The 24,104-nt window shown below is 66.9% G+C and carries 20 protein-coding genes; 11 read left to right on the plus strand and 9 right to left on the minus strand.

What is annotated here, in order from left to right:
* Positions 1–419: 419 nt before the first annotated feature.
* The 5 genes from ABD050_RS19295 to ABD050_RS19315 all read right to left on the minus strand — a co-directional run bounded on the left by ABD050_RS19295 (position 420) and on the right by ABD050_RS19315 (position 8,740).
* Complete coding sequence (locus ABD050_RS19295) at positions 420–764, minus strand: hypothetical protein (RefSeq protein WP_343891125.1); 345 nt, start codon at positions 762–764, stop codon at positions 420–422.
* Entirely contained in the window at positions 761–2,269 is a 1,509-nt protein-coding gene (locus ABD050_RS19300) for a putative 2OG-Fe(II) oxygenase (RefSeq protein ID WP_343891126.1), read from the minus strand. Before ABD050_RS19300 ends, ABD050_RS19295 begins: the two co-directional genes overlap by 4 nt.
* Positions 2,266–3,426 (minus strand): aspartyl/asparaginyl beta-hydroxylase domain-containing protein, encoded by a 1,161-nt coding sequence (locus tag ABD050_RS19305; RefSeq protein WP_343891127.1) that lies wholly within the window; start codon positions 3,424–3,426, stop codon positions 2,266–2,268. Before ABD050_RS19305 ends, ABD050_RS19300 begins: the two co-directional genes overlap by 4 nt.
* Complete coding sequence (locus ABD050_RS19310; RefSeq protein ID WP_343891128.1) at positions 3,423–5,435, minus strand: tetratricopeptide repeat-containing sulfotransferase family protein; 2,013 nt, start codon at positions 5,433–5,435, stop codon at positions 3,423–3,425. Before ABD050_RS19310 ends, ABD050_RS19305 begins: the two co-directional genes overlap by 4 nt.
* A 131-nt stretch (positions 5,436–5,566) precedes the next feature.
* Positions 5,567–8,740, minus strand: a complete 3,174-nt coding sequence (locus tag ABD050_RS19315) for a TonB-dependent receptor domain-containing protein (RefSeq protein WP_343891129.1) — start codon at positions 8,738–8,740, stop codon at positions 5,567–5,569.
* A 226-nt stretch (positions 8,741–8,966) separates the two neighbouring features.
* On the opposite strand from ABD050_RS19315, the gene ABD050_RS19320 reads away from it, so the two are divergent.
* Positions 8,967–9,491 (plus strand): hypothetical protein, encoded by a 525-nt coding sequence (locus tag ABD050_RS19320; protein ID WP_343891130.1) that lies wholly within the window; start codon positions 8,967–8,969, stop codon positions 9,489–9,491.
* A gap of 288 nt (positions 9,492–9,779) precedes the next feature.
* Here ABD050_RS19320 and ABD050_RS19325 read toward each other — a convergent pair whose 3' ends face one another.
* From ABD050_RS19325 to xseA, 3 genes are read right to left on the minus strand one after another with little or no spacing between them, the layout of a single operon-like run.
* Positions 9,780–10,709, minus strand: a complete 930-nt coding sequence (locus ABD050_RS19325; protein ID WP_343891131.1) for a M23 family metallopeptidase — start codon at positions 10,707–10,709, stop codon at positions 9,780–9,782.
* Positions 10,706–10,906: a DUF2093 domain-containing protein gene (locus ABD050_RS19330; protein WP_343891132.1), complete on the minus strand. Its 201-nt coding sequence runs from the start codon at positions 10,904–10,906 to the stop codon at positions 10,706–10,708. The genes ABD050_RS19325 and ABD050_RS19330 overlap by 4 nt, the downstream gene beginning before the upstream one ends.
* A 30-nt stretch (positions 10,907–10,936) precedes the next feature.
* Positions 10,937–12,325 carry an exodeoxyribonuclease VII large subunit gene (gene xseA / locus ABD050_RS19335; protein WP_343891133.1) on the minus strand — a complete coding sequence of 463 codons (1,389 nt, stop codon included), beginning with the start codon at positions 12,323–12,325 and terminating at the stop codon, positions 10,937–10,939.
* Here xseA and purD point away from each other — a divergent pair.
* Positions 12,324–13,586, plus strand: a complete 1,263-nt coding sequence (gene purD, locus ABD050_RS19340; protein WP_343891134.1) for a phosphoribosylamine--glycine ligase — start codon at positions 12,324–12,326, stop codon at positions 13,584–13,586. The two genes, xseA and purD, sit on opposite strands and share 2 nt — an antisense overlap.
* Before the next feature lie 240 nt (positions 13,587–13,826).
* Here purD and ABD050_RS19345 read toward each other — a convergent pair whose 3' ends face one another.
* On the minus strand, positions 13,827–15,092 hold the full coding sequence (locus ABD050_RS19345; RefSeq protein ID WP_343891135.1) for a thiolase family protein: 1,266 nt from the start codon (positions 15,090–15,092) through the stop codon (positions 13,827–13,829).
* A gap of 123 nt (positions 15,093–15,215) precedes the next feature.
* On the opposite strand from ABD050_RS19345, the gene ABD050_RS19350 reads away from it, so the two are divergent.
* The 9 genes from ABD050_RS19350 (at position 15,216) to ABD050_RS19390 (ending at position 24,074) form a co-directional block, all read left to right on the plus strand.
* The gene (locus ABD050_RS19350) at positions 15,216–15,545 is read left to right on the plus strand and encodes an ArsR/SmtB family transcription factor (protein WP_343891136.1); all 330 of its coding nucleotides are present in this window, start codon (positions 15,216–15,218) and stop codon (positions 15,543–15,545) included.
* Positions 15,542–15,985, plus strand: a complete 444-nt coding sequence (locus ABD050_RS19355; protein ID WP_343891137.1) for an SRPBCC family protein — start codon at positions 15,542–15,544, stop codon at positions 15,983–15,985. The genes ABD050_RS19350 and ABD050_RS19355 overlap by 4 nt, the downstream gene beginning before the upstream one ends.
* Positions 15,982–16,497 carry an SRPBCC family protein gene (locus tag ABD050_RS19360; RefSeq protein WP_343891138.1) on the plus strand — a complete coding sequence of 172 codons (516 nt, stop codon included), beginning with the start codon at positions 15,982–15,984 and terminating at the stop codon, positions 16,495–16,497. Before ABD050_RS19355 ends, ABD050_RS19360 begins: the two co-directional genes overlap by 4 nt.
* A gap of 386 nt (positions 16,498–16,883) precedes the next feature.
* Complete coding sequence (locus ABD050_RS19365; RefSeq protein WP_343891139.1) at positions 16,884–17,579, plus strand: response regulator; 696 nt, start codon at positions 16,884–16,886, stop codon at positions 17,577–17,579.
* A complete protein-coding gene (locus ABD050_RS19370; RefSeq protein ID WP_343891140.1) occupies positions 17,576–19,144 on the plus strand; it encodes an ATP-binding protein in 1,569 nt (522 codons plus the stop codon). Before ABD050_RS19365 ends, ABD050_RS19370 begins: the two co-directional genes overlap by 4 nt.
* A 119-nt stretch (positions 19,145–19,263) precedes the next feature.
* Positions 19,264–20,466 carry a BaiN/RdsA family NAD(P)/FAD-dependent oxidoreductase gene (locus ABD050_RS19375; RefSeq protein WP_343891141.1) on the plus strand — a complete coding sequence of 401 codons (1,203 nt, stop codon included), beginning with the start codon at positions 19,264–19,266 and terminating at the stop codon, positions 20,464–20,466.
* 64 nt (positions 20,467–20,530) lie between these two features.
* Positions 20,531–22,222: a DEAD/DEAH box helicase gene (locus ABD050_RS19380; protein WP_343891142.1), complete on the plus strand. Its 1,692-nt coding sequence runs from the start codon at positions 20,531–20,533 to the stop codon at positions 22,220–22,222.
* Positions 22,223–22,266: 44 nt separating this feature from the next.
* Positions 22,267–23,367, plus strand: coding sequence for a histidinol-phosphate transaminase (gene hisC, locus ABD050_RS19385; protein WP_343891143.1), 1,101 nt, complete (start codon positions 22,267–22,269; stop codon positions 23,365–23,367).
* Positions 23,364–24,074 carry a haloacid dehalogenase type II gene (locus tag ABD050_RS19390; RefSeq protein WP_343891144.1) on the plus strand — a complete coding sequence of 237 codons (711 nt, stop codon included), beginning with the start codon at positions 23,364–23,366 and terminating at the stop codon, positions 24,072–24,074. Before hisC ends, ABD050_RS19390 begins: the two co-directional genes overlap by 4 nt.
* Positions 24,075–24,104 lie beyond the last annotated feature (30 nt).

Here is a 24,104-nt window from a genome sequence, read left to right on the forward strand (position 1 = left end):
GCGGATGGTCCGGGCGCAGCGGCGGTTCGAGATCCTCGCGGCGCCAGATCGCGCTGGCCGGTTCCCCGGGGTCGGGAATGTCCGACAGCTCATGCGCGACCACTGGCTGTCCAGCCGCACCTTCTCCTCATGCGACGTCTCCTCATACGACGATATCGTCGACCGTAGCTGCCGCGCCTCGAACAGCCTCATCGATCAACCCTGGCGCATCATGTCCATCGGACTGCGCCAATGGGCTCATGAATATTGATCAATGCACGCTGGTATTACTGACACAGACGCCCGCCTTCACCGACGAGGGCAGGTTTCGACGCAACGCCGGGGACGCCTGCCGCCGCTGGGGCAGGCGCCGATCGCGGGTTATCCAGTGCGGAATGATCGGTCGGGCGCCAGTTCGCGTCGGTGGCCCCGCGTCGCGGTCAACAACCGCCGTTACGCACGCAGGGCGTGAGCTGCGAGCGGTCGACCAGGTCGCGGTCCGACTGGCGTTGCGCGTCCCATTGCGCGCGGGTCATACAGATTTTCTTGACCGCCAGTCGACTGCCGAGCACTTCCTGCTTTTCGCACAGGACCTCGTTCGGGTCGTGCTTGCGGGCTTCGTGGTGAGACGTCCCGCTCTGCGCCCCAGCCGGGACCACCAGCGCAAAGCCCGCAATCGCAAACAGGCCGCGTTGGATTGAGGTTGGCATCGTCAATCCTTTCCAAGGTGAATATTTCCGCAGGATGACCGACCGCTGCGGAAAGAGCAATCGCTGGTCGATCACCGGGGTGGAGCAACGTCGAATGCGATGGTGAGACGCTCGCCATTCGCGAAGGGACGCGTTCCATGCCACATCCAGGAAGGGAACAGGACCAGCCGGCCTTCCCGGGGCTCGATCAAGTGGGTCGGGCGGAGATCAACACCGAGCGCCGCCTGCGGCTCCCCAAGAGCCAGCCAGCCCGCCTCGGGCGACTCTCCGGGCTGTCGCGCCGGAAGGGCGACATAGAGCGCCGAACTGATCCAGCCCTGCGGATGGACATGGTTGGCATGATAACCGCCATCGCGGAGCCGAACCGACCAGCTCCCGGCGAAGCGGATGCGGCGATCGCGACGATGGCGCAGCAGAGGATGCGAGGCATCATTGTCCGGCAAGTCGGCAATATAGCGCCCGATGGCCGTCACCACCTCTGTCCGTGCCGAACGAATCAGCGGGTCGATGCGGCTGAATAGCGGGCCGTCAGTCTGCGTACCGCCGCGCACCGACTGGTCCAGATACTCGCCTTTCGCGATATGCAGCGAGCGCAACAGCGCCGCCAGGCGATCGAGCGACGGAAGGCCGCCGAGATCGATCGTCGCCACCAGTCGCGAATCGGCTTCCAGCCAGCCGCTGCGCGCGTCGCCGGCTAGCCGCCACGCCATCGCGGCATAGGGCCAGGCGGCCGCCGCGCGCTCGCCCTTCAGTTCGTTATCGATCAACCGCAGCGCTCGATCGAGCTGCCCGGTCCGCAAGAAATGGCGGATCCGCCAGATCGCGAGCCTGGGTTGCGCGACGGCCGGGACCCGGTCGAACAGCGCCGCCGCACGATCTGCGTCATCGCGTTCGGCGGCGGCCACCGCGGCATATTCCGAGCACAGTCCCTCGTCCTGGCCCGCCGTCCGTGCTCGCCCGACGGCAACCTCGAGCGCGGCGAAATCCTCACGACGGAGCGAAAGATCGAACAGGCTGGTCCACAGTGCCGGCTCGGCCGGCATCGCCGCCAATGCCCGTTCTATCGACGCCGTCGCCTGGGCTGAATGGCCAAGGACAGCGCGAAGCTGGGCTAGTTGTGCGTGACCCTGCAGCCACAGCGGCGCCTGCGCCAGGATCGCGTCGAGTTCGGCGATGGCCTCCTCGCCCCGCCCGACGGCCAATCGCGCGGCAGCGAGAGCGAGCAGCAAATCTCCCTTCTCCGGCGCGAGCCGGCGTGCATGCTCGAACAATGCGACGGCATCCAGCCCTGCCTCGAACGCGACCTGCGCGCGGCCACGGGCGATGCTGGCATCGAACGGTGCAATCCGCGCGGCGCGGCCGAAAGAGGCCAACGCATCCTCATGCTCGTCGAGCGCGCGCTGCAGCAGCCCTGTCCATTGCCACAAACGCGCGTCCGGCGACCGCTCGGCCCCGCGCACCAGGAACGGGAGAGCGGCTTCCTCCTCCCCCTGGGCAAGCGCAAGTTCAGCGAGGTTCGCGAGCTCGTCAGCGCCGGCATGGCCCCGCCGGACGGACTCAAGCCGCGCCGCGAAAGTCACAATCCCTCGGCCGAACCGCCCCCCTCAAGGGCGATGAGCGCGGTGACCGCCTCGCGCTCCACTGCACTGAGGTCCGGGTGCCAAAGGTCGAAGATGAGGACGACGCGGAGTTGATCGCTCGGATTCAGCGCCTCGTGCTCAATCGTATCGTCGAACACGAACGCCTCGCCGCGCCGCCAATATCGGGTCTCGTCACCAACGCGAAACCAGCACCCCTCGGGGATGATCAGCGGGAGATGGCAAACGAGGCGCGCGTTGCTCACCCCGACATGGGGCGGGATCGCGGTCTTCGGCGCCAGCAGCGAGAACATGGCATTGGGCGACGCCCCGGGAATGGCCGGCTGGCCAATCTGATCGAGCAGCGCGAGCGTACGCGGGCAATGGCGCGCATTCGCCTCGATCCGCCTGCCGTTCTGCCGGAGGTGAATCGCCGTCCAGTCGCGATTGTGGTTGAGCGGCTGCCATTGGCGAAGCGGCAGGTGCTCGGCATATTGGATGTAGGGAACAAGCTCGGCGCGCTCGGCCTTCATCGCGATGTCCAGCTCGGCCGCGATGGTATCGGTTTGCGCTTCCAGCTCCGACAGCCAGGGAAAAAGGCGGCGCGGGTGGAATTCGCGTTCGGCCAATTCCGGGAAATGAAAATGAGTCGGCTCGCTGTGATAGGGCCGCGTCCGGCGCAACACGTTGCTGCGGAAGCGGGCGATCCGCTGGCGCTCTTCTCGATCGGCGACGCGTTCGATGGCCTCCATGCCCTCCCTTAGTCGCGCCTCACGCTGATCGAGCCACGCCGCATGACGACGTTCTCCATCGGCCAGCGCGGCGGCCAGCTGCGGCGGCAAATTTCCGTCGGGCTTCTGCGCGATCGCGTGACCCCAGGCCTCGCCAGCGTTCGTATCGCCCAGGCGCTCGAGCAGGCTTGCCCGCATGAGCAGCGCGGTGAAATCGAGCGGGGAGACGGCAAGCGCCCGATGAATCGCGTCGAGCGCCGCGCGCGGTTGCCCGGCGGCGCGGGTGACCCCTGCCAGCCGCATCCATATCGCCAGGCTGTCAGGCTGCGCCTCGGCGGCCTGGCGCAGCAGCACGAGTGCGCGGGGCAGATCCTGCGCCGCCAGAGCGCGATCCGCTTCGGCCAGGTGCGTCAGCGGATCGATGCTCAAAGCGAGTAGCCGAACTTTCGCACCCAGGGCTCGATCGTCGGCAGGATCGGCTCCAGATGCGTGCGATATCGCTCCCATCGACCGGCCGCACGGGAGTAGATGGGCTCGGTAACCTGCGAATAGCTGGCGGTGGTGATCAAACCGCGGGACTTCGCCGTCCGCTGATGATCAAGCGCTGCTTCGTGCCAGTCGAGCCCGAGGAAATCGATCAGCGGCCGCACTTCGGCTTCGACATTGTCGACGAGCCGCTCATAGACGACCGTATGCACGTCCATGTCGAACAGCGCCTGCGATTGCTCCCAATGCCGGAAATTCAGATCGTAGAATTCGGCCGCGTCTTCCAGACGCAGGAAATTGGCCATTGCCGAGTTGAGCCGGAAATTGCTCATGAAGCAGCTTAGCAACACGTCGCACGGATGACGCAGCGCAAGGATGAACCGCGCGCGCGGGAAGAGGCGCTTGATCAGGGGCACCTTGTTGAGAAACAATGGTGACTTGTCGATCAGCAGGTTGCCTGGCGGAGGCGCGGCCAGCTTTTGAACTTCGGCATAATAGTCTGCCTGCGCTTTCGTGATCGCCGCCGCGTCGAGCGTCGGAATCGCGGCGAGGCCGCCAATCGCCTTGTCGACGAAATTGAGCGGCGGTTGCTCCTCCATCACCGTGACGGCAGGATGACCCATCAGGATCGTGTCGAGCAGCGTCGTCCCGGAACGCGGAAAGCCGACCAGAAACACCGGATCCGGACGATCCGCGACCGGCGGTGCCCAGGCCCAGCCCGCCGCCCATTCGGGCGTCATAAACTGCAGCTCGGCGCGAAGCTCGGTCCGAAGCTCGGCGCCGCGCCGCAGGGGCTCGGTCGGGCTCGCCTGATGCACCTGCGCCGCTTCCTCGAACGCACCGAACGCCTCGTCCGAGCGGCCCAGTCGATCGAGCAGGGTCGCCCGGATATGCGCCGTACGCTCCGGCTCCACTTCGGGCGGCACCAGTTGGATGCAGGCGAGTCCTTCCTCGAACCGCTTGGCGCGACGATGTTCGAGCGCCCGCAAAAAGGCGAGCGGGCCGGCCTCAAGGCCGTTTGCCTCGGCAAGCGAGATCAGCGGTGCGAATTCCTCCTCGCGATTGGTATGCTCATATTGAATCGCCAGGCCGAGATAGGCATCGACGAGCGTCGCATCGAAGCTGATCGCAGCGCGAAACGCTCGCTCCGCATCGGCAGGCCGCCGAACGAGACCATATTCCACACCCAGTTTGAGCTGCAGGCCTGCGTTGGAGGGGTTGCGGGCGCTCGCTTCCTCGATGACGGGCAGCGCCTCGTCATCGCGCCCATCGTGCTTGAATTCGACATAAAGCTCATGCAGCGGGCGATCGTCGTCCGGAAAATCCCGAGCCGCCTTGCGCAGCACTGCTTCGGCCTCGGCCGCACGGCCCGCCGCGTGCAACGCGATGGCGAGGTTGAGGCGCGTCGGCGCGGCGAGCGGATCGAGCTCCACGGCGCGCGTGAGAGCGGCGACGCTGCCGTCGAAATCCCCGAGGCCGGTTCGGGCGTTGCCCAGATTGTTCCAGCTCTCGAAATCGCGCGGTGCGTGCGCGACGACATGCTCATAGGCCTCCGCCGCAACCTGGAAATTGTCGAGCGATTGGGCCAGAAAGCCGCGGTAGCGCGCGATCCGCAGGCTGGGATCGGCAAAGGCGAAATCGTGCGTCGCGACCTCGAGCGCCTCCGCCGGCATCCCGGTTTCGATCAGCGCCGAAATCAGGTTGCACGCGATGGTCGCGTCATCGGGGCGACCGCGATGCGCCAGCTTGAGATGCCGGATCGCACCCGCGGTGTCACCGCCGCGCGCCCGCAGCATGCCCAGAAAGGCGTTGAGCGCGACGACATCCCCGCCCCGCGCCAGAGCCCCTTCAGCGAGCGCGCGCGCGTGGGACAGATCGCCCCGCTGGGCAGCGCCCATGGCCTGTCGCAGCGCATCTGCGGTTCCGGCATCTAATATGGGTGAAGTAGCCACCTTGGCCTTTTGGACCGGGTATCAGCGCCAATGCAATCGAATTGCTCAGCGATGCCACAGGGAAGAAACGGGCAAGACAAGGGCGGCGGGCCCGAAGGCCCGCCGCCCCAGATTTTAGAACGGCGACGGCGTCAGAAGTCGAGCGTGACGCCAGCGAACAGATAGCGGCCGAGCGCATCATAGGTCGCCGGATAGGTATTGCCGTTGCATGGGCCCGTCGGGCACAGATTCGACCCATCCTTGCCGCCATTGCCCGAGGTAACGAACGGCGGCTGCTTGTCCATCAGGTTGTTGACCCCGAGCCGGAACTTGAAACTCGAGCCGACGGCGAAGGTCGTCGCCAGGTCGAAATAGCTGTACGACTTGATGTGCAGGCCCGGATTGAACTGGTTCGCGGCGATAGCGGACAGAGCCTCATAGTTGCTCGTCGTCTCGGCCGAAACGGGACCGATATAGCGCCATTGCAGCGACAGCCCGATACCGCTCGGATGCTGCCAGGTCAGGCGAGCCTTGTGGCGCCAATGCGGCATCGTCGCACCGCTGACCGTGGTGCCACCGCTGCTGCAAACCGGGCCATAAAGGCCGGCGCAGTCATAGGCCTGCTGGGTGACCCCGTTATCGACCATGTACTTGTCGAGATAGGTGCCGTTGAAGGCCAGCGCCAGCGACCCGATTCCGCCGAGCGGCTGCGAATAATTGGCGCCGACCTCAATGCCCTTGGTCTGCACGACGCCGCGATTGTTCGGGAGGTTGTTCACATAGCCACCGGGGGTGAGCCACAGCGAACCCGCGGCGTCGCGGTGCACCAGGGTGCATGATTCAGGCGTGAACGTCGCGGTGGCATGAAGCACGCAGTCCTTCAGGATCGCGTCCTGCGACGGCGGCTGAATCGCGTCCCTGATCTTGATGTCGAAATAATCGACCGTCACCGCGAGCCGGGGAATGAAGCGCGGCTGGAACACGACACCGAACGACTTGGTCGTCGCCTTTTCGGGCGTCAGATCCGGGTTACCGCCGATCAGGCCGTTATACTGGCCGGCCGGATTGGACGACGGATCCTGGCCGATGGCGAGACCCTGGGCGCGGCAACCATAGTCTGAGGCGTGAACCCCGCCCACTATTCCGGTGCACGGGTCCTTGCTGCCGTTGAGGCCGACGGTCGGCGTGGCGAACAGTTCCTGGATGTTCGGTGCCCGCACCGCACGGTTGAAGGAAGCGCGGAACCGGATGTCGCGCACCGGCGCGAAATCGAGACCCAGCTTGAAGGTGTTGGTATTGTAGCTGCGGCCGGCGCTCGTCTTGTAGGACGAGTAGCGATATCCGCCGTTAAACGAGATATCGTGGACGAAATTGTCCTGCACCAGCGGAACCTGCGCCTCGCCGAAGAACTCGATGACGTGGAAGCTGCCCGAGATCGGCAGCGTCGCACCACCTTGCCCGGTCAAATCACCGGTCGAGAAGGCTTCGTCGGTTTTCAGCTCGAGCGATTCCTTGCGATATTCAGTGCCGATGTTGACGCTGACGCCGTCAGTGGCCCACGGCGTCTTCACATCATATTGGCCGAGATCGCCGGTCAGCGACGCGTTGGCGATCTGCTCGGTCGTGGTGCCGCTCTGGAATCCAGTCTCCGAAAGATAGGCAACCGACGCGGCCGAAGCCGCCCCTGCCCCGCCGAACACATTATAGGGCACGCAGTTCGGGTCGCCGCCCGGCATCAGCGTCGTACGGCAGACAATCTGACCAGTGGCCGGATTGCGTACCGCGTCGAGCGCGAGGTTGAGCTTACGGACCGAGAACTCGTTGCTGTAGATCTGGGTGTATTTCACCCGACCATATTGATAATAGGCGTCGTACGACCAGCCATGGCCGAGATCGCCCTTGACGCCGACCACGCCGCGGTAATCGGTGTGCTGCAGATCCGCTTGGCGCGGACCGCCTTCCACATTGCGACGCAGCAACTGGAAGAAGCCGAGATTATAAGGATTGCCAGTGGTCGGATCGATGAACGAGAGCGGCGCCGCACCCGGATTCGGGTTGAAAGGCGCCCCCGCTGCCAGCGGGAAATTGCCGAGATAGCCGTTGATCAGGTTGCCCGGGGCGAAGATGACAGCGCGCTGCGCCGGCGAGATGAACGGGTTGTCCGAGTTGATCGTCAGCGTATTGCCGAAATCGCCCGAGGGCGCGATCTGCGCGACCGTACGATCGTCCATGAACATGAATTCGAGGTACGGCTTGACCGCATCGCTGATCTCGTAATTGACGAACGCGCCCGCCGTGTAGCGCTCATCCGGGCGCTGATAATAGTTGGTCGGGGCGAAGTTATAGAGGCTGGTCGAGTTGTTGAAGCCGCCGTTCGGCGCGAATGTATAGATTGTCGATGTGCCGCCCGCGAACACGACGGCATTGCCATTGTCCGACGTCGCGGAGCCGCCGCAACGCGGCTTGCCGGCACCAGTGTTCTGAAGGACGCACGCGCTGTAATCGCGCCTGCCCTGCAGGATCGGGTCCACCTTGCGGTATCCGAAATAGGCCACTGCATGGCCGCGGTCATCGTCGAACTTGGCGCCCATCGAGACAGTCGCGTCGACGGTGCCGCCGTCAGCGACATTGCCCCGCGGATAGCCATAGCCGGCAAGGCCCTGGCTCGCCCGCGTGTCCAGCAGCGGCGTCAGGAATTTGTCGCGATTATTGTGCTGATAAAAGTTGTACTGGCCGTCGACCCGAACGCCAGTGAAGTCGGTATCGATGATGAAGTTGACGACGCCCGCCACCGCGTCCGCGCCGTAGGTCGACGAGGCACCGCCGGTCAGCACTTCGACCCGCTTCAGGATCGAGGTCGGGATGATGTTGATGTCCGCGGCCGAACCGCTCGTCGGGCTGGGATCGCCGGGGACGATGCGCCGGCCGTTCACCAGGGAGAGGGTACGCGTGGTGCCGAGGCCGCGCAGATCGACCGAAGCCGTCCCGTCCGCGCCATTCGACAGCGACGACGCCTGGCTCGCGAAGACCGACGGCAACGAGTTGAGCAGGTCCTCGACCCGCGTCGTGCCCTGCAGCTTGATTTCCTGGCTGGAGACGACGGTCACCGGCGCAGTCGATGTGAGGTTCGGCTGCGGGATGCGCGACCCGGTTACGACGACGTCGCCGCCCGGTGCGCTATCCGAGGTCTGCGTGGTGGGGAGTGTCGTATCCGCCGACGTCTGCGGCGCGGCCTGCGCATGTGCCTGAGCCGAGAGCAGCGCCAGGCCCAATGCGATCGGTGCGGCGCCATTCTTGAGCGTTGCGATTGTTACGTGCTTTTTCACGTGTGCTATTCCCTTTTTTTAGCCGCAGTCGAGCCACGGCGTTTGGGCCGAACGGCGAACAGTTTTTGTTCGGGTCGGGCAAGATTTGCTGCGTGCGCCCCTGCCAAACTTCTGTAAACGGGATTTGACCGCACCGCACAAATTTGCATCGCCAGTGTTGCAACCGTGCCACATGACGAAATATGCGATACAGGACAGTCAGCCTGAAGAACGAAGGAAGAAAGCTATGAGGCTGGGTTACATCGCTTTGTTCACCGCAGTCATGACCGGGCCGGCCGTGGCGAAGCAGACCGAAGCGTCTGGCCGGGCGCAGGCATTCCAGCGTCTCGTCGATTGCCGCGCGATAAAGGAAACGGCAGATCGGCTTGCCTGTTATGATCGGGAAGTCGCATCGCTCGACGCCGCCGAGAAGGCGAAGGACGTGGTGATCGTCGACAAGGAACAGATTCGCGACGCGAAGCGCAGCCTGTTCGGGCTGACGCTGCCCCACATCAGGCTTTTCGGCGACGCCAACGACAAGGGTCCGGCCGAAGTCGCCCAGATCGAATCGAAGATCGCATCGAGCCGCGAGGGAGTCGAAGGCTGGACGATCCGCCTCGAGGACGGCTCAGTCTGGCAGCAGACCGACACCGGGCCGTTCTACAGAAGCCCGAAGCCAGGTCTTGACGTCGTGGTGAAGCGTGGGGCGCTTGGCAGCTTCGTCATGCGGGTGGCGGGCTCGCCAGGGGTGAAGGTCAAGCGGATATTATAGTCCGGTGCGCGCAACCCCGTGTGCGCACGCCGAATAGGTTGGTCCGCCGCGGTGCCGACCAAAAACCCAGCGCCCGCTCCGCGATCCCCGCATGGACGGCCCTTGAGAATGACGTTCGCGACACCGGCGACAGGACAGGCCTCGCGAACCTGTAGAGCGTGCATTCAGGTTGAATGAAGGGGTTCATCCTCCTGTAGCCAAAATGACACGATCGCGACATTGTTGCGCTGCACTGGGGCAGCAATACGTAACTTTATTGCGGCCGCGAAAAAGTGAGGCCCCTTCCCCTCATTGCGCGACCGGCATCGGCCCGGCGACCAGCAGCGGATCGATACGGGAATCGCGCCATTTCATGCTCCAGTGGAGGTGCGGCCCGGTCGCGCGGCCGGTCATCCCGACCAGCCCGACCGGCTCGCCGCGCTGCACCCGCTCACCGACATGGACGGTGATCTTCGACAAGTGAAGAAAGGCGCTGTTGAGGCCCATGCCATGGTCGATCATCAACAGATTCCCCTCGAGCGTGAAGGGGTGGTCGGCGGCGAGGATGACCACCCCATCGGCGGGCGCGAGCGCGACGGTGCCCGTCGGCCGGGCGATGTCGATGCCCGAATGATAGGAGCCGGCCTCGCCATTCTTGTAGATACGCTGCGAGCCGAACAGGGTGGAGATGCGGCCGAGCACCGGCCACAGGAAAGGCTGGCGCCATCCGTCCGAGACGACCTGGGTCCGCCGCGCGGCGTTGATCTGCGCCAGCTCCGCCGGACGGATCTTCTCGAATTCGGGTTCGGGCACCGGGAATTTCGGCAAGGTGTCCAGCCGCGAGATATCCCAGGCGCGCGGCGCGACGGTCAGCGTGTCGCGCACCTCGCGGCCGTCGTCGAGTGTCGCCACGAGCGTGGCGGAGGGGCCGGCGTCGCGATCGAACGCAATGAGGAAACGCCGGTCGGGCGCGACCGGAATGGCGGCGCCGTTGAAGGCGAGCAGGGAGGTGCCGGCGGGCGCGATGCCGATCACCATCCCGCCCTGCATCATGCGACCCGAATAGCTGAAACTCCCCCGCGCCGCCTCCCGCGCGCCTGCCTGTATCGGCTGCGGCACCGGCGTGCGCGCGGTCGCCGTAACCCGCTCGGCGGCGGCGCGCGGTTCAGCCGCGGTGACGCAGCTTCCGAGGACCAGCAGCGCCGAGACTCCCCATGTCCAGCGCCGCGCCCGCTTCATTGCGGCGCCATCGCCTGCATCGCCAGCTCCGGGCTGGCATAGGGCTCCTGTCGTTCGACGCTCCAGTAGCGCAGGTCCTCGAGCGGGATGCGCGCGCCCGAGATCGCGCAGACGACATGGTCGCCGGTCGCAAGCACGCGAAAACCGTTGGCCATATAATGGAGGCGGGCGGGGCGATCGCTATTCGACATCAACATCGGTGTACTCTGCTCACAAAGGGACTGGATTCACAACAGGCTGGGCTGATCCGGGCTGGCCTTCTCATATGCCTTGCCGCCCGGCCGCTCAAGGCGCGCATCGACTGGCCCGTCCCGGAAGTGGAGCGTGACGGCGCCGGCGGCGCGCGCCGCCGCTGCCGAGCCGACCACGACGCCCGAAGGCCGTGCCGAAACATAGGCATAGCCGCGGGCGAGCACGCTCTTGTGGCTCAGCGATTCGACCAGCCGCCAGGTTCGGGTCAGCCGGTCATGCGACGCGGCCAATTGGCGCTCCAGCACTGAAAGCCGCAGGGCCCCGGCCGACCGGTCGAGCACGCCCCGCGCCAGCGTCACTCGCCGCTCTAGCCCGCGATCGAGCCGCGCGCCGAGATCGTCGGCGCGCTGGCGCTGCGGCCCGAGCAACGCGTCCCGCCTGGGAATCACGCGCACCAGCGCCTCGAGCCGCTCGCGGGCGCGCTCATGATGGCGCCGCGCGCAGCGTTCCGTGCGCTGGCCGTAGCCGTCGAGCGCCAGGCGCAGGTCGGCGAGCACCGGCACCGCCATCTCCGCCGCCGCGGTCGGTGTCGGCGCACGCAGATCGGCGGCGAAATCGACAAGCGTCGTGTCGGTCTCGTGGCCGACCGCCGAGATCAGCGGGATCGAGCAACCCGCAACGGCGCGGACCACGGCCTCCTCGTTGAACGCCCAGAGATCCTCGATCGAGCCGCCGCCCCGCGCGACGATGATGAGATCGGGGCGCGGCACCGGACCGCCCGGCGCGATCGCGTCGAAACCGCGGATCGCGCCGGCGACCTCGGCCGCGGCGCCGTCGCCCTGCACCTTGACCGGCCAGACCAGGACATGGGTCGGGCAGCGATCCTCGAGGCGGTGGAGGATATCGCGGATCACGGCGCCGGTCGGCGAGGTGACGACGCCGATCACCCGCGGCAGGAAGGGCAGCAGCTTCTTGGCGCGAACGTCGAACAGACCCTCCCCGGCAAGCTTCGCCTTCAGCTTCTCGAGCAGCGCCATCAAGGCGCCCTCGCCGGCCAGCTCCATCCGCTCGATGATGATCTGGTATTTGGAGCGGCCCGGATAGGTGGTGATGCGACCGGTCGCGATCACCTCGACCCCGTCCTGGGGCTGGAAGGCGAGGCCCGAGACCTGTCCCTTCCAGATCACGCCGTCGATCACCGCGCTGTCGTCCTTGAGGCTCAGATAGGCATGGCCCGAGGCGACTCGCTTATAGCCCGAAATCTCGCCGCGCAGGCGGACATGGCCGAATTCGCCCTCGACGATGCGTTTCAATTTGAGCGCGAGTTCGCCGACGCTGACCGGTGCGGCGTTGTCGCCGGGCAGTTGCTCGGCTACCAGCCGCCCGGCCCCATCCTGGGCGGTGTCGGAGAAAGGGTCGGCCATGAATGTCCTGCTGATCGGATCCGGTGGTCGCGAACATGCGCTGGCATGGCGGCTGGCGCAATCGCCGCGCCTCGGGAAATTATATGCAGCCCCCGGCAATCCGGGGATCGCGGCCCATGCGGAGCTGGTCGCGCTCGATCCGGCCGACCACCGCGACGTGATCAATTTCTGCCATCGCAACTCGATCGGCCTGGTCGTGATCGGCCCCGAGGCGCCGCTGGTCGACGGGCTCGCCGACAATATCCGGACGATGGGCATTCCCGTCTTCGGGCCGAACAAGGCGGCGGCGCAGCTCGAAGGATCGAAGGGCTTCACCAAGGATCTGTGCGCCCGCGCGAAGATCCCGACCGCCGGCTATGCCCGCGTCACGTCGCGCGACGGCGCGCTGGCCGCGCTCGGCGATTTCGGCCTGCCGGTGGTGGTCAAGGCCGACGGGCTCGCCGCCGGCAAGGGCGTGACGGTCGCGACGACGCGCGACGAAGCCGAGGCAGCGATCGCCGACCTGTTCGCGGTGCGCGGCGCCGAGGCAGTGATCGAGGAATTTCTCGAGGGCGAGGAAGCAAGCCTGTTCGTGCTCACCGATGGCGACGCGATCCTGCCGTTCGGCTCCGCGCAGGACCATAAGCGCGTCGGCGATGGCGATACCGGGCCCAATACCGGCGGGATGGGCGCGTACAGCCCGGCCCGCGTGCTCACGCCCGAGCTCGAACAGCGCGCGATCGACGAGATCATCCTGCCGACCGTCGCCGCGATGAAGGCGGCCGGCATGCCCTTTTCGGGGGTCCTTTATGCCGGCCTGATGTTGACCGCCCAGGGCCCGAAGCTGATCGAATATAATGCCCGCTTCGGCGATCCCGAATGCCAGGTGCTGATGATGCGGCTCGACGAGGATCTGCTCGGCTTGCTGCTGGCGACGGCGGAGGGCCGGCTCGCCGGGCACGCGCCCGCGCGTTTCTCGGCTGACACCGCGCTGACGGTGGTGATGGCGGCCAAAGGCTATCCCGGCACGCCCGAGACCGGCGGCGCGATCGCCGGGATCGAGGCGGCCGAGGCAACCGGCACGCGCGTTTTCCAGGCGGGGACCCGTCGTGACGGCGACACGCTGGTCGCCGCGGGCGGGCGCGTGCTCGCGGTCACCGCGATCGGCCCCGATGTGGCGTCAGCCCAGGCCGCGGCGTATCGCGGCGTCGACAGCATCGACTTCCCGACCGGCTTTTGCCGCCGCGACATCGGCTGGCGCGAGATCACCCGCATCGGCTGATCTTCCGTCTGTGTCGATGCTCTGGGGATTCAACATTTCGGTTCCTCCGCGCCGCCATGATTTTTCACGCGAAGACGCGAAGACGCGAAGAATATGCGCGGATAAAGCCATAATCCCGCGTTCTTCGGGCACCTCAAACCTGAGGAGCAAAAAGCCCGCCTTGCGATAACCTCTTCGCGCCTTCGCGTCTTCGCGTGAATCCCTTATAGCGGTATCAAACGCCGATCCGCCCTGAAACGGTCACGGCCGCCGCAGCAGCGCCACCGTCCCATGCCCGCCATCGGCACAGACGCTGACCACGGCAAGCGTGCCGCTCGGCATCGCCCACAACTCCTTCACCGCCTGGCTGAAATCCCGCGCACCGGTCGCCGCGAAGGGATGGCCGATCGCAACCGAGCCGCCATTGGGATTGACCCGGTCCCAGGGGAATTCCCCAAAATCGAAATCGACCCTGGCGCGCTCCCGCGTCCAGCCCGGCTTTTCCAGCGCCGCGACATTGGCGAGCACCTGCGCCGCAAACGCCTCGTGGATTTCCCACAAGGCGATGTCGCCGTAACGCAACCCGTGCCGCGCGAGCAGCCGGGGAATGGCGAAGCTCGGCGCCATCAGCAGACCGTCCTCGGCATGGTCGACCGCGGCGATCTCGTGATCGACCAGCTCGGCATAAGGTGTGCCTTCGGGCAGCCGCTTCAGCCCGGCTTCGGTCGCGACCCAGCAGGCGGCGGCGCCATCGGTGATCGGCGAGCTGTTGCCGGCGGTCAGCGTGCCCTTGCCGCTCTCCGGATCGAAAGCGAGCTTGAGGCTCGCGAGCTTTTCGATCGAGGTGTCGGCACGCGGATTGGCGTCGCGCTGAATCTCGGGCAGCGGGATGACGAGATCGTCGAAGAACCCGCGCTCCCAGCCGGCGACGGCGCGCTGGTGGCTCTTCAGCGACCAGTCGTCCTGCGCCTCGCGGCTGATGCCCCAGATCTGGGCCGTCTCCTCCATATGGTCGCCCATCGTTCGCCCGGTGATGCGATTGGCGAAGCCCTTGATCGGTAGCACGAGATCATTGGGGGTGAGTGCCTGAAGCGCCGACAGCGCCTCGGCCGGGTTGGTGCGGAACAATTTCACGATCCGCTTCGACGCCTCGAGTTTCAGCCCGATCGGCGGATTGCTCATCACTTCCGATCCGCCGACCAGGGCAAGGTCCTTGTCGCCGCCGAGCATCCCGCCGGCGGCGAACGCAGCGACCATCGAGGTCGAGCAGGCGAGCACCGCCGAGAAAGAGGGCACGGTCGGATCGAGCCCGGCATCGAGCCAGATCTCACGGCCGATATTGCTCCAGCCAAGGCTCGGGATCACCGTGCCCCAGACGAACAGGTCGGGCCGCGCCTTGGCGGCCATCGCCTGCGCCACCGGCACCGCCAGGGTGATCGCGTCATGGTCGGCAAGCGCCCCGCCCCCTCTCCCGAACGGGGTGCGAAGGCCGGCGGCAATGAAGATGGGCTGGGCGAATCGGTGCATGGCGATCTCCTCGGTAGAGCCCGGATCTGGCCCCGGCGCGCCTGCCTCGCAAGGGCATGTTCTCCGCACCATCATTAAACCAGGAGGTTGACAATTCGGCGCCGACCGGAATAGATAAACCAAATGGTTGAACGACTCGACATGATCTTCGCCGCGCTCGCTGATCCGACCCGCCGGGCGATGCTCGCCAGCCTTTCGGACGGCGAGCGCAGCATCGGCGAACTCGCCGCACCGCACGCGATGAGCTTCGCCGGCGCCGCCAAGCATGTGAAGGCGCTCGAGCGCGCCGGGCTGGTCGAGCGGCGCAAGGCCGGCCGGCAGCAATTGTGCCGCCTCCAGGCCGAGCCGCTGCGCGAAGCCGAAATCTGGCTGCGGCAATGGGAGAAATTCTGGAACGCGCGCCTCGATGTGCTCGAGGCGCTGATCAAGGCCGAGAAGGAGCGCGCGGCATGAGTACACCCGTCGTCCTGACTGTCTCACGCGACTTCGATGCGTCGCCCGAAACGATATTCGATGCGTGGCTCGACCCGGCAATTGCGGGCAAATTCCTGTTCGCGACGCCCGACGGCGAGATGCTCGAGGTCGAGATCGATGCGCGCGTCGGCGGCCGTGCGCTGATCGTCGAGCGCCGCGCTTCAGGGGATGCCCGTCACCATATCCTGTACCAGGTGATCGATCGCCCGCGTCGCCTGGTCTTCCTGTTCCGCGCCGACCCGGCCGGGGAAGGCGAATGGACTCGCGTCGCGATCGAGATCGCCGCCAGGGACGGCGGCTCGACCCTCACCCTCACCCACGAGATGGATCCGGCCTGGGCGTCCTATGAGGAACAGACCCGCAAGGGCTGGACGATGATCCTCGGCAGCCTCGCCCGCATCCTGGAGGAAGCTTCATGACGGACACCGCACCTGAGACCCGGTCGCTGCATTTCGAGCGGCTGCTCGACGCGCCCATCGACATTGTCTGGGAATGGCTGACCGATTCCGACAAGCGCGGCCGCTGGTTCGCTGCGGGAAACATGGAATTGCGGGACGGCGGCGATGTCGAGTTGATCTTCGATCACGACAATCTGTCGGCCGAGAAGGTGCCCTATCCGCCGGCCTATGCTGCGTACAAGGGGATCGTCGTCCACGAAAAGATCGTCCGGATCGATCCGCCGCGCCTGCTCGCCTTCACCTTCGAGGGCGACGGGAACGGCGTGGCCGAGTTCGCGCTGTTCCCGGAGGGCGACCGCACCCGGCTTGTCCTGACGCATAGCGGCGTCACCCCCGCGGCGCGCGCCGGCACCGGTGCCGGCTGGCAGTCGCACCTTGCTGTGCTCGAGGCAAAGCTCGTCGGCCGCGAGATCCCGGACTTCTGGGCGCTGCACGCGCGGTCGGAACAGGCGTTCGCCAACGACGCGGGATAAGCGGGCTTCCGGCGGTCAGCGATTCAACCCGACATCCGTCGGTGGCAATGCCCCCCGCCATGACGATTCCGCCCCTTGCCACGGTTGCGCCAACCCGGCGCCTCCCTGTTCCGGGGCAGCGTCTCCCTGTTATCTCCAACACAGCTCCCTGTTCCACATAACAGGGAGAATGGCATCATCTATTTGATTACACGGCATATTTTTCCGGAAAAATCGCCGCAAAAGGCCCGAAAAAAGAAAAGCCTCCCTGTTCCTCCCTGTTGTGGCCGCCGGAACAGGGAGGAATCGGCGCCTGCACCGTTTCTCCACATCGGCCGGATCAGGCATCGACTCGCCGCCTCTACACGCCGGGCCATTGTTGACCGATCCCCCGCTGGAAGACACTGATGAAGCCCATGAGCCACCGCATCCTCGTCGTCGATGACGATCCCCATATCCGCGAGCTGCTCGTCTTCGCGCTCGGCAAGGCGGGGATGCGGCCGAGCGAGGCTGGCGATGGCGAGGAGGCGCTCGCCGCGATCGGCCGCGACATGCCCGATCTGATGGTGCTCGACATCAATATGCCGCGGCTCAACGGGCTTGACCTGTGCCGGCGGCTGCGCGCCGCGGGCGGCGCCGGCGCGGCGCTGCCGATCCTGTTCCTGTCGTCACGCGACGACGAGATCGACCGGATCGTCGGCATCGAGATCGGCGGCGACGACTATGTCGTGAAGCCCTTCTCGCCGCGCGAAGTGGTCGCCCGGGTCGGGGCGATCCTGAAGCGCGGCGTGGCGACCGCCCCGCAGCCCGCGAGCATCACGCACAACCGGCTGGCGCTCGATACCGAGGGCTGGGAAGCGCGGTGGGACGACGTGCCGGTGCCGCTGACCGCCACCGAGTTCCAGCTCCTCCTGCTGCTCGCGAGCATGCCCGCCCGGGTCTTTTCGCGCGACTCGATCATTGACCGGCTGCACGGCCCCGGCTTCGCCATCACTGACCGGACGATCGACAGCCATGTCCGCAACCTGCGCGCGAAGTTCGGCGAGGCCGACCTGATCGAGACCCGCGCCGGGATCGGCTATCGGATCGGCAGCTGCGGTTGATCCCAAATCTGATCCGGGCCTTCAAGGATTTCGCCAAGGCGCATTGGCCCCAGCTCAGGCTGCGCACCATCCTGCTCGGCACCTTCCTGTTCGTGGCGGCGCTCCCCGGGGTCGCGGCGCTGTTCCTGCGCGTCTATGAGAACACGATCGTCCAGCAGACCGAGGCCGAGCTGATCTCGCAGAGCGTCGTGCTTGCCTCAGCCTATAAATCAGCCTGGCGCGACGGCGCCCCTGATCGCTCGCGCCGCTTCCTCGCGCCGGAGGCCCCGACGATCGACCTGCGCACCATGCCCGTCCTGCCGCCCCGCCCGGCCCCTGTCCGGCGCGGCATGCCCGATCCGCATGCCGTCCGGGTCGCCCATATCCTGCTCCCCATGGCGAGCGACGCGGCGGCGGTGACCTTGACCGCGACCCGGCTGCTCGACGCGCATGGCGTGGTCGTGCTCGGCCGCGACGATGTGCTGGTCAGCTATGCCGACCTGCCCGAAGTCCGGACCGCGCTCGCCGGCCGGCCGCGCACCGTGCTGCGCGCGCGCGGCCAATATGAGCCGCAGAGCTGGCTCGCGGTGATCAGCCGCGCCTATGCGATCCGGGTCCATCATGCCCGGCCGGTGATCGACCAGGGCCGGGTGATCGGCGTGGTGATGCTGTCGCGCACGCCGCGCGGGCTGTTCGTCGGCCTCTATCAGGATCGCGGCAAGATCGCGCTCGGCATCGCGCTCATCCTGATGACCCTGCTGGTGCTCGTGGCTCTTCTCTCGCGCGGCATCGCCCGACCGATCGACGCGCTGGCCCGGGCGAGCGAGGATATCGCGCGCGGCCGGGTCGCGGTGCCCGACACGCCGGTCACCGCTGCGGTCGAGATCGCCCAGCTCTACGACAATTTCCGCGCCATGGCCGAGCGGATCGAGCGCCGCTCGCGCTATCTCAAGGATTTCGCGGCGGCGGTCAGCCACGAGTTCAAGACGCCGCTCGCCGGGATTCGCGGCGCGCTCGAACTGCTCGACGAGCATGGCGAGGAGATGAGCGAGGAGGAGCGCCGCCGCTTCATCGCCAACGCCGCCGCCGATGCCGACCGCCTCTCCCGCCTCGTCCAGCGGCTGCTCGATCTCGCCCGCGCCGACATGGCGAATGTCGACGCCGATGCCCGCGCCGACATCGCCGCCGCGGCACGGCGCGTGGCCGATTCCTTCCGGTCGGATCGTTTCGCGATCGAGGTCGCTGCATCGGCCGCGCCGATGGCGCGGATCACGCCCGAAGTGGTCGAGACTCTGCTCGAGACCCTGGTCGAGAACAGTCGCCAGGCCGGGGCGGAGCGAGTCACCATCCGGATCGAGCCCGCCGATAACGGCGTGCTATTATGGGTGAGCGACGACGGTCCCGGCATCGCCATCGCCGATCTCGAACGCATCTTCGAACCCTTCTTCACCGGCCGCCGCGAGGCAGGCGGCGCCGGCCTCGGCCTCGCCATCGCGCGATCGCTGCTGGCCGCGACCGGCGGGACGATCGTGGCGAAGGAAGTGCCGGCCGGGGCGTGCTTCCGGCTGAGGTTGCCGGTGGCATGAGACATATCCAGATCGTCACCCCGGACTTGTTCCGGGGTCCACTACGCCGCGACAGCAACCATTGCGGCACTTGCGGGTCGGTGGATGCCGGAACAGGTCCGGCATGACGAAGAACCTGTATGGCAACCGCCAATATGCCTGATCGCACCCCCCAATCCTATGACGCAATCATCCTCGGCGCCGGCGCTGCCGGCATGATGTGCGCGCTCACCGCCGGCCAGCGCGGCCGCCGCGTCCTGCTGCTCGATCACGCCGACGAGCCCGGCAAGAAGATCCTCATCTCGGGCGGCGGGCGGTGCAATTTCACCAACATCAACACGGCGCCCGATCGCTACCTTTCCGCCAACCCGCATTTCGCCAAGTCGGCGCTCGGCCGCTACACTGCGGCGGATTTCATCGCCCTGATCGATCGCCACGGCATCGCCTGGCATGAAAAGACGCTCGGCCAGCTCTTCTGCGACGGGTCGGCAAGGCAGATCGTCGCGATGCTGCTCGACGAGTGCGATGCGGGCAAGGTGACGATCGGCCTCGGTCATCCCGCCCGCGCCGTCGATCACGCCGATGGCCAATACCGAGTCACCTGGGGGGACCGCACCGCGACCGCGCCGGCGCTGGTGATCGCGACCGGCGGCCCCTCGATCCCGAAAATGGGCGCGACCGGCTTCGCCTATGATCTCGCCCGCCGCTTCGGCCTCAAGGTGGTCGAACCCCGCCCCGCGCTGGTCCCGCTGACGCTGGGCGGCGAGGAAACCCTGTTCCGCTCGCTCTCGGGCGTCGCGGCGGACGTGGTCGCGCGCTGCGGCAAGGCCGCGTTTCGCGAGGCGGCCCTGTTCACCCACAAGGGCCTGTCGGGCCCCGCGATCCTGCAGATCTCCTCCTATTGGCGGCACGGCGAGTCGATCGGTATCGACTTCCTGCCCGACCTCGCGCCCGGCTGGCTGGCCGCGGCAAAGCGCGCGAAACCGCGTGCGGGGTTGCGCAACACGCTGGCTGGCCACCTGCCCGCCCGCCTCGCCGATACCCTTGTTGATCGGCTCGGAATCGACGGCGAGCTCGGGGCGCTCACCGACAAGCGTCTCGACGAAGCAGCACGCCGCCTCGCCGACTGGCGCTTCACGCCCAACGGTACCGAGGGCCTCGCCAAGGCCGAGGTGGTCGCGGGCGGCATCGCGACCGACGGCCTGTCCTCGCAGACCATGGAAGCGCGCCGCGTACCGGGCCTCTACGCCATCGGCGAGGCGGTCGACGTGACCGGCTGGCTCGGCGGCTACAACTTCCAATGGGCCTGGGCGAGCGGCTGGGCCGCAGGACAGGTGCTTTAGCCGCGCATCCGTGCTAGGGCCCATGTTTGCCGCGCCCGCGCCGCATCCCCATATCCGGAAGATCATGCCTTTCTCATCTCTGCCCACGCTTCTCGCCGAAGCGCTTTCCGCCCGTGGCTATGCCGCGCCTACCCCCGTCCAGGCCGCCGTGCTCGAACCCGAAGCCGTGGGTCGCGACATGATCGTCTCGGCCCAGACCGGCTCGGGCAAGACAGTCGCCTTCGGCCTCGCCATCGCCCCGCAACTGCTCGGCGAGGAAGGCACGATGCCGCCAGCCCGCGCCCCGCTCGCGCTTGCCATCGCCCCGACCCGCGAGCTCGCGCTCCAGGTCAGCCGCGAGCTTGCCTGGCTCTATGAAAAGGCCGGCGCGCGGATCGCCACCTGTGTCGGCGGCATGGATGCGTCGAGCGAGCGGCGGGCCTTGTCGCGCGGCGCGCATATCGTCGTCGGCACGCCCGGGCGGCTGCGTGACCATATCGAGCGCGGCGCGCTTGATCTCGGTTCGCTCAAGGCAGTCATCCTCGACGAGGCCGACGAGATGCTCGACATGGGTTTCCGCGAGGATCTCGAACAGATCCTCGACGCGACTCCCGACCAGCGCCGTACGCTCCTGTTTTCAGCGACCATGCCCAAGCCGATCGTCGCGCTCGCCAAGCGCTACCAGCGCGACGCGCTGCGCATCTCGACCGTCGGCGAGGATCGGGGGCACGGCGATATCAGCTACCAGGCTGTGACGGTAGCGCCGGCCGATATCGAGAATGCCGTCGTCAACCTGCTCCGCCTCCACGAAGCCGAATCGGCGATGCTGTTCTGCGCGACGCGCGACAATGTCCGCCATCTCCACGCCAGCCTGGTCGAGCGCGGTTTCGCCGCGGTCGCGCTGTCGGGCGAGCACAGCCAGAACGAGCGCAACGCAGCGATGCAGGCGCTGCGCGACCAGCGCGCCCGGGTCTGCGTCGCGACCGACGTCGCCGCGCGCGGCATCGACCTTCCCACGCTCAGCCTCGTCATCCATGTCGAGCTGCCGCGCGACGCCGAAACGCTTCAGCATCGCTCGGGCCGCACCGGCCGCGCCGGCAAGAAGGGCACCGCGGTGCTGATCGTGCCGTTCCAGCGCAAGCGCCGCGTCGAGATGATGCTGCGCGGCGCGCGGATCGCGGTCGAATGGGTCAATGCGCCAACCGCCGACGATATCCGCAAGGCCGATCGCACCCGGCTGATGTCGATGCTGCTCGAAACCGTCGAGGTCGATGACGATGATCGCGCCCTCGCCGCGCAATTGCTCGAACAGAAATCGCCCGAGGATATCGCGGCCGCCCTGGTCAAGACCTACCGCGCCCGCCTGCCCGCCCCTGAAGAGATGTTGACTCAGGGCGCCACGCAGCCTGCCGGCAAGGAGCATCACCGCGAAGGCTTCGATGACGTCGTCTGGTTCCGCATGGATATCGGCCGCCGCCAGAATGCCGATCCGCGCTGGATCCTGCCGCTGATCTGCAGGCGGGGCCATATCACCAAGAACGAGGTCGGCGCGATCCGCATCGCCCCGAACGAGACGATGTTCCAGATCCCCCGCGCGATCGCCGGCAAGTTCATGGCCTCGGTCAAGCGCACCGAGGGCGAGGAAGCCGAAGGCGGCGTCCGCTTCGAGGCAGTCCAGGGCGGGCCGGAGCATGCTGCCCGCGAGCCGCGCCGGCATAATGGCCCGGCGCCGGTGCGCCACCATCCAAGGCCGACGCTCAGGAAGCGGCCCAACTGAAGGCTGATCTTCCAATCTCCCCCGCCCCCCGCTAGGGCGCACGCATGACTGCACCCAAGCCCAAAGACTGGATCATGGCGATCGCCCCCTATGTGCCGGGGCGATCCACCACTGACAGCGGCGCGCCTGTCGCCAAGCTCTCGTCGAACGAGAATCCGCTCGGCACCAGCCCCGAGGCGCAGGCCGCCTTCTCGAAGCATGTCGGCGATCTCTCGCGCTATCCCGACGCCAGCGCGGCCGAGCTGCGCGCGGCGCTTGCCGCCTATCATGATCTCGATCCGGCGCGGATCATCTATGGCACCGGCTCTGACGAGGTGCTTCACCTCGCCGCCGGCGCCTATGCCGGGCCCGGCGACGAGGTCATCTTCGTCCGTTACGGCTTCTCGGTCTATGAGATCGCGACCCGACGCGTCGGCGCGCATCCCGTCGTCGCGCCCGACAAGGACCATGCGACCGATGTCGACGCGATCCTCGCCTGCGTCACCGAGCGCACCCGGATCGTCTTCATCGCCAATCCCAACAACCCGACCGGCACCTATGCCCCGCGCGGCGAGATCCTGCGCCTCCACGCCAATCTGCCCTCTGACGTGATGCTGGTGATCGACCAGGCCTATTCCGAATATCTGATGCCCGAAGAGGATGATGGCGGCCTGGATCTCGCCCGCCATGCGCCGAACGTGATCGTCACCCGCACCTTCTCGAAGATCCACGGCCTTGCCGCCGAGCGGATCGGCTGGGGCTATGGCTCGGCCGAGGCGGTCGCGGCGATGCACCGGATCCGCGCGCCCTTCTGCATCACCACCGCCGGCCAGCAGGCAGCGATCGCAGCGCTCGGCGCGACCGATTTCATCGAACATAGCCGTGCCCACAATATCAAGTGGCGCACCTGGCTCGCCGGCGAGATCGCAAAGCTGGGCAATGCCGGCCTGCGCGTCGTGCCGAGCCACGCCAATTTCCTGCTCGTCCTGTTCGAGGGCGCGCTGACCGCCGAGGTCGCCTATCATCAGCTGATGGAGCGCGGCATCATCGTCCGCTGGCTGCCGGGGCAAGGGCTGGCCAACGGCCTGCGCATGACGATCGGCACTGAAGCCGAGACGCGCACGCTCGTCGAGGCGCTCCGCGCGATTGTCGCCGACGCGGTGTGAGTGCCGCGGTCAGCGCGCTGGCATTCGATGTCTTCGGCACGGTCGTCGACTGGCGCACGAGCATCAGCCGCGAGGCGACGAGCTTCTTCGCCGATATCGGCCGCACTGATATCGATCCCGCGGCCTTCGCCGATGCATGGCGCGGCCTCTATCAGCCGGCAATGGAGGAATGCCGTTCCGGACGGCGGCCGTTCGTCCGGCTCGACATCCTCAACCGCGAGACGCTCGATACGCTGCTCGATCGTCATGACGTCTCCATGGGCGAGGCCAAGCGGGCCGACTTCGCCCGTGCCTGGCGGCGGCTCGACCCCTGGCCGGATGCGGTCGAAGGGCTGACCAGGCTTAAGCGCCGCTATCCGATCGTCACCCTTTCGAACGGCAATATCGCGCTGATGCTCGAAATGGCGCGGCGCGGCGGCCTGCCCTGGGATGCGATCCTCGGCGCTGAAATCACGCAAGCCTACAAGCCCGATCCCCGGGCCTATCTCGGCACCGCAGCGGCGCTCGACATCGCCCCCGCCAGTCTCTGCCTGGTCGCCGCGCATCACAGCGATCTCGCTGCCGCACGCGCCTGCGGACTCGCGGCCGCCTATGTCGATCGCCCGCTCGAATATGGGGGCCGGGCAGCGCCGGACCGGCATTTGCGGCAGGACTGGGATTATGAGACGAAAAGCCTTGTCGATCTCGCCGAACGGCTCGGCTGCTGAGCTCAAGGGGCTGGACTCGCGTGCCCAGTC

It is taken from the genome of Sphingomonas oligophenolica (genome assembly GCF_039522915.1).
GTDB classification, from domain to species: domain Bacteria; phylum Pseudomonadota; class Alphaproteobacteria; order Sphingomonadales; family Sphingomonadaceae; genus Sphingomonas; species Sphingomonas oligophenolica.

Bases quoted from the DNA above. Each gene is read 5' to 3' on its own strand.
- ABD050_RS19320 (WP_343891130.1), top strand. From the start codon at position 8,967: ATGAGGCTGGGTTACATCGCTTTGTTCACCGCAGTCATGACCGGGCCG.
- ABD050_RS19325 (WP_343891131.1), bottom strand. From the start codon at position 10,709: ATGAAGCGGGCGCGGCGCTGGACATGGGGAGTCTCGGCGCTGCTGGTC.
- ABD050_RS19330 (WP_343891132.1), bottom strand. From the start codon at position 10,906: ATGTTGATGTCGAATAGCGATCGCCCCGCCCGCCTCCATTATATGGCC.
- purD (WP_343891134.1), top strand. From the start codon at position 12,324: ATGAATGTCCTGCTGATCGGATCCGGTGGTCGCGAACATGCGCTGGCA.
- xseA (WP_343891133.1), bottom strand. From the start codon at position 12,325: ATGGCCGACCCTTTCTCCGACACCGCCCAGGATGGGGCCGGGCGGCTG.
- ABD050_RS19345 (WP_343891135.1), bottom strand. From the start codon at position 15,092: ATGCACCGATTCGCCCAGCCCATCTTCATTGCCGCCGGCCTTCGCACC.
- ABD050_RS19350 (WP_343891136.1), top strand. From the start codon at position 15,216: ATGGTTGAACGACTCGACATGATCTTCGCCGCGCTCGCTGATCCGACC.
- ABD050_RS19355 (WP_343891137.1), top strand. From the start codon at position 15,542: ATGAGTACACCCGTCGTCCTGACTGTCTCACGCGACTTCGATGCGTCG.
- ABD050_RS19360 (WP_343891138.1), top strand. From the start codon at position 15,982: ATGACGGACACCGCACCTGAGACCCGGTCGCTGCATTTCGAGCGGCTG.
- ABD050_RS19365 (WP_343891139.1), top strand. From the start codon at position 16,884: ATGAAGCCCATGAGCCACCGCATCCTCGTCGTCGATGACGATCCCCAT.
- ABD050_RS19375 (WP_343891141.1), top strand. From the start codon at position 19,264: ATGGCAACCGCCAATATGCCTGATCGCACCCCCCAATCCTATGACGCA.
- ABD050_RS19380 (WP_343891142.1), top strand. From the start codon at position 20,531: ATGCCTTTCTCATCTCTGCCCACGCTTCTCGCCGAAGCGCTTTCCGCC.
- hisC (WP_343891143.1), top strand. From the start codon at position 22,267: ATGACTGCACCCAAGCCCAAAGACTGGATCATGGCGATCGCCCCCTAT.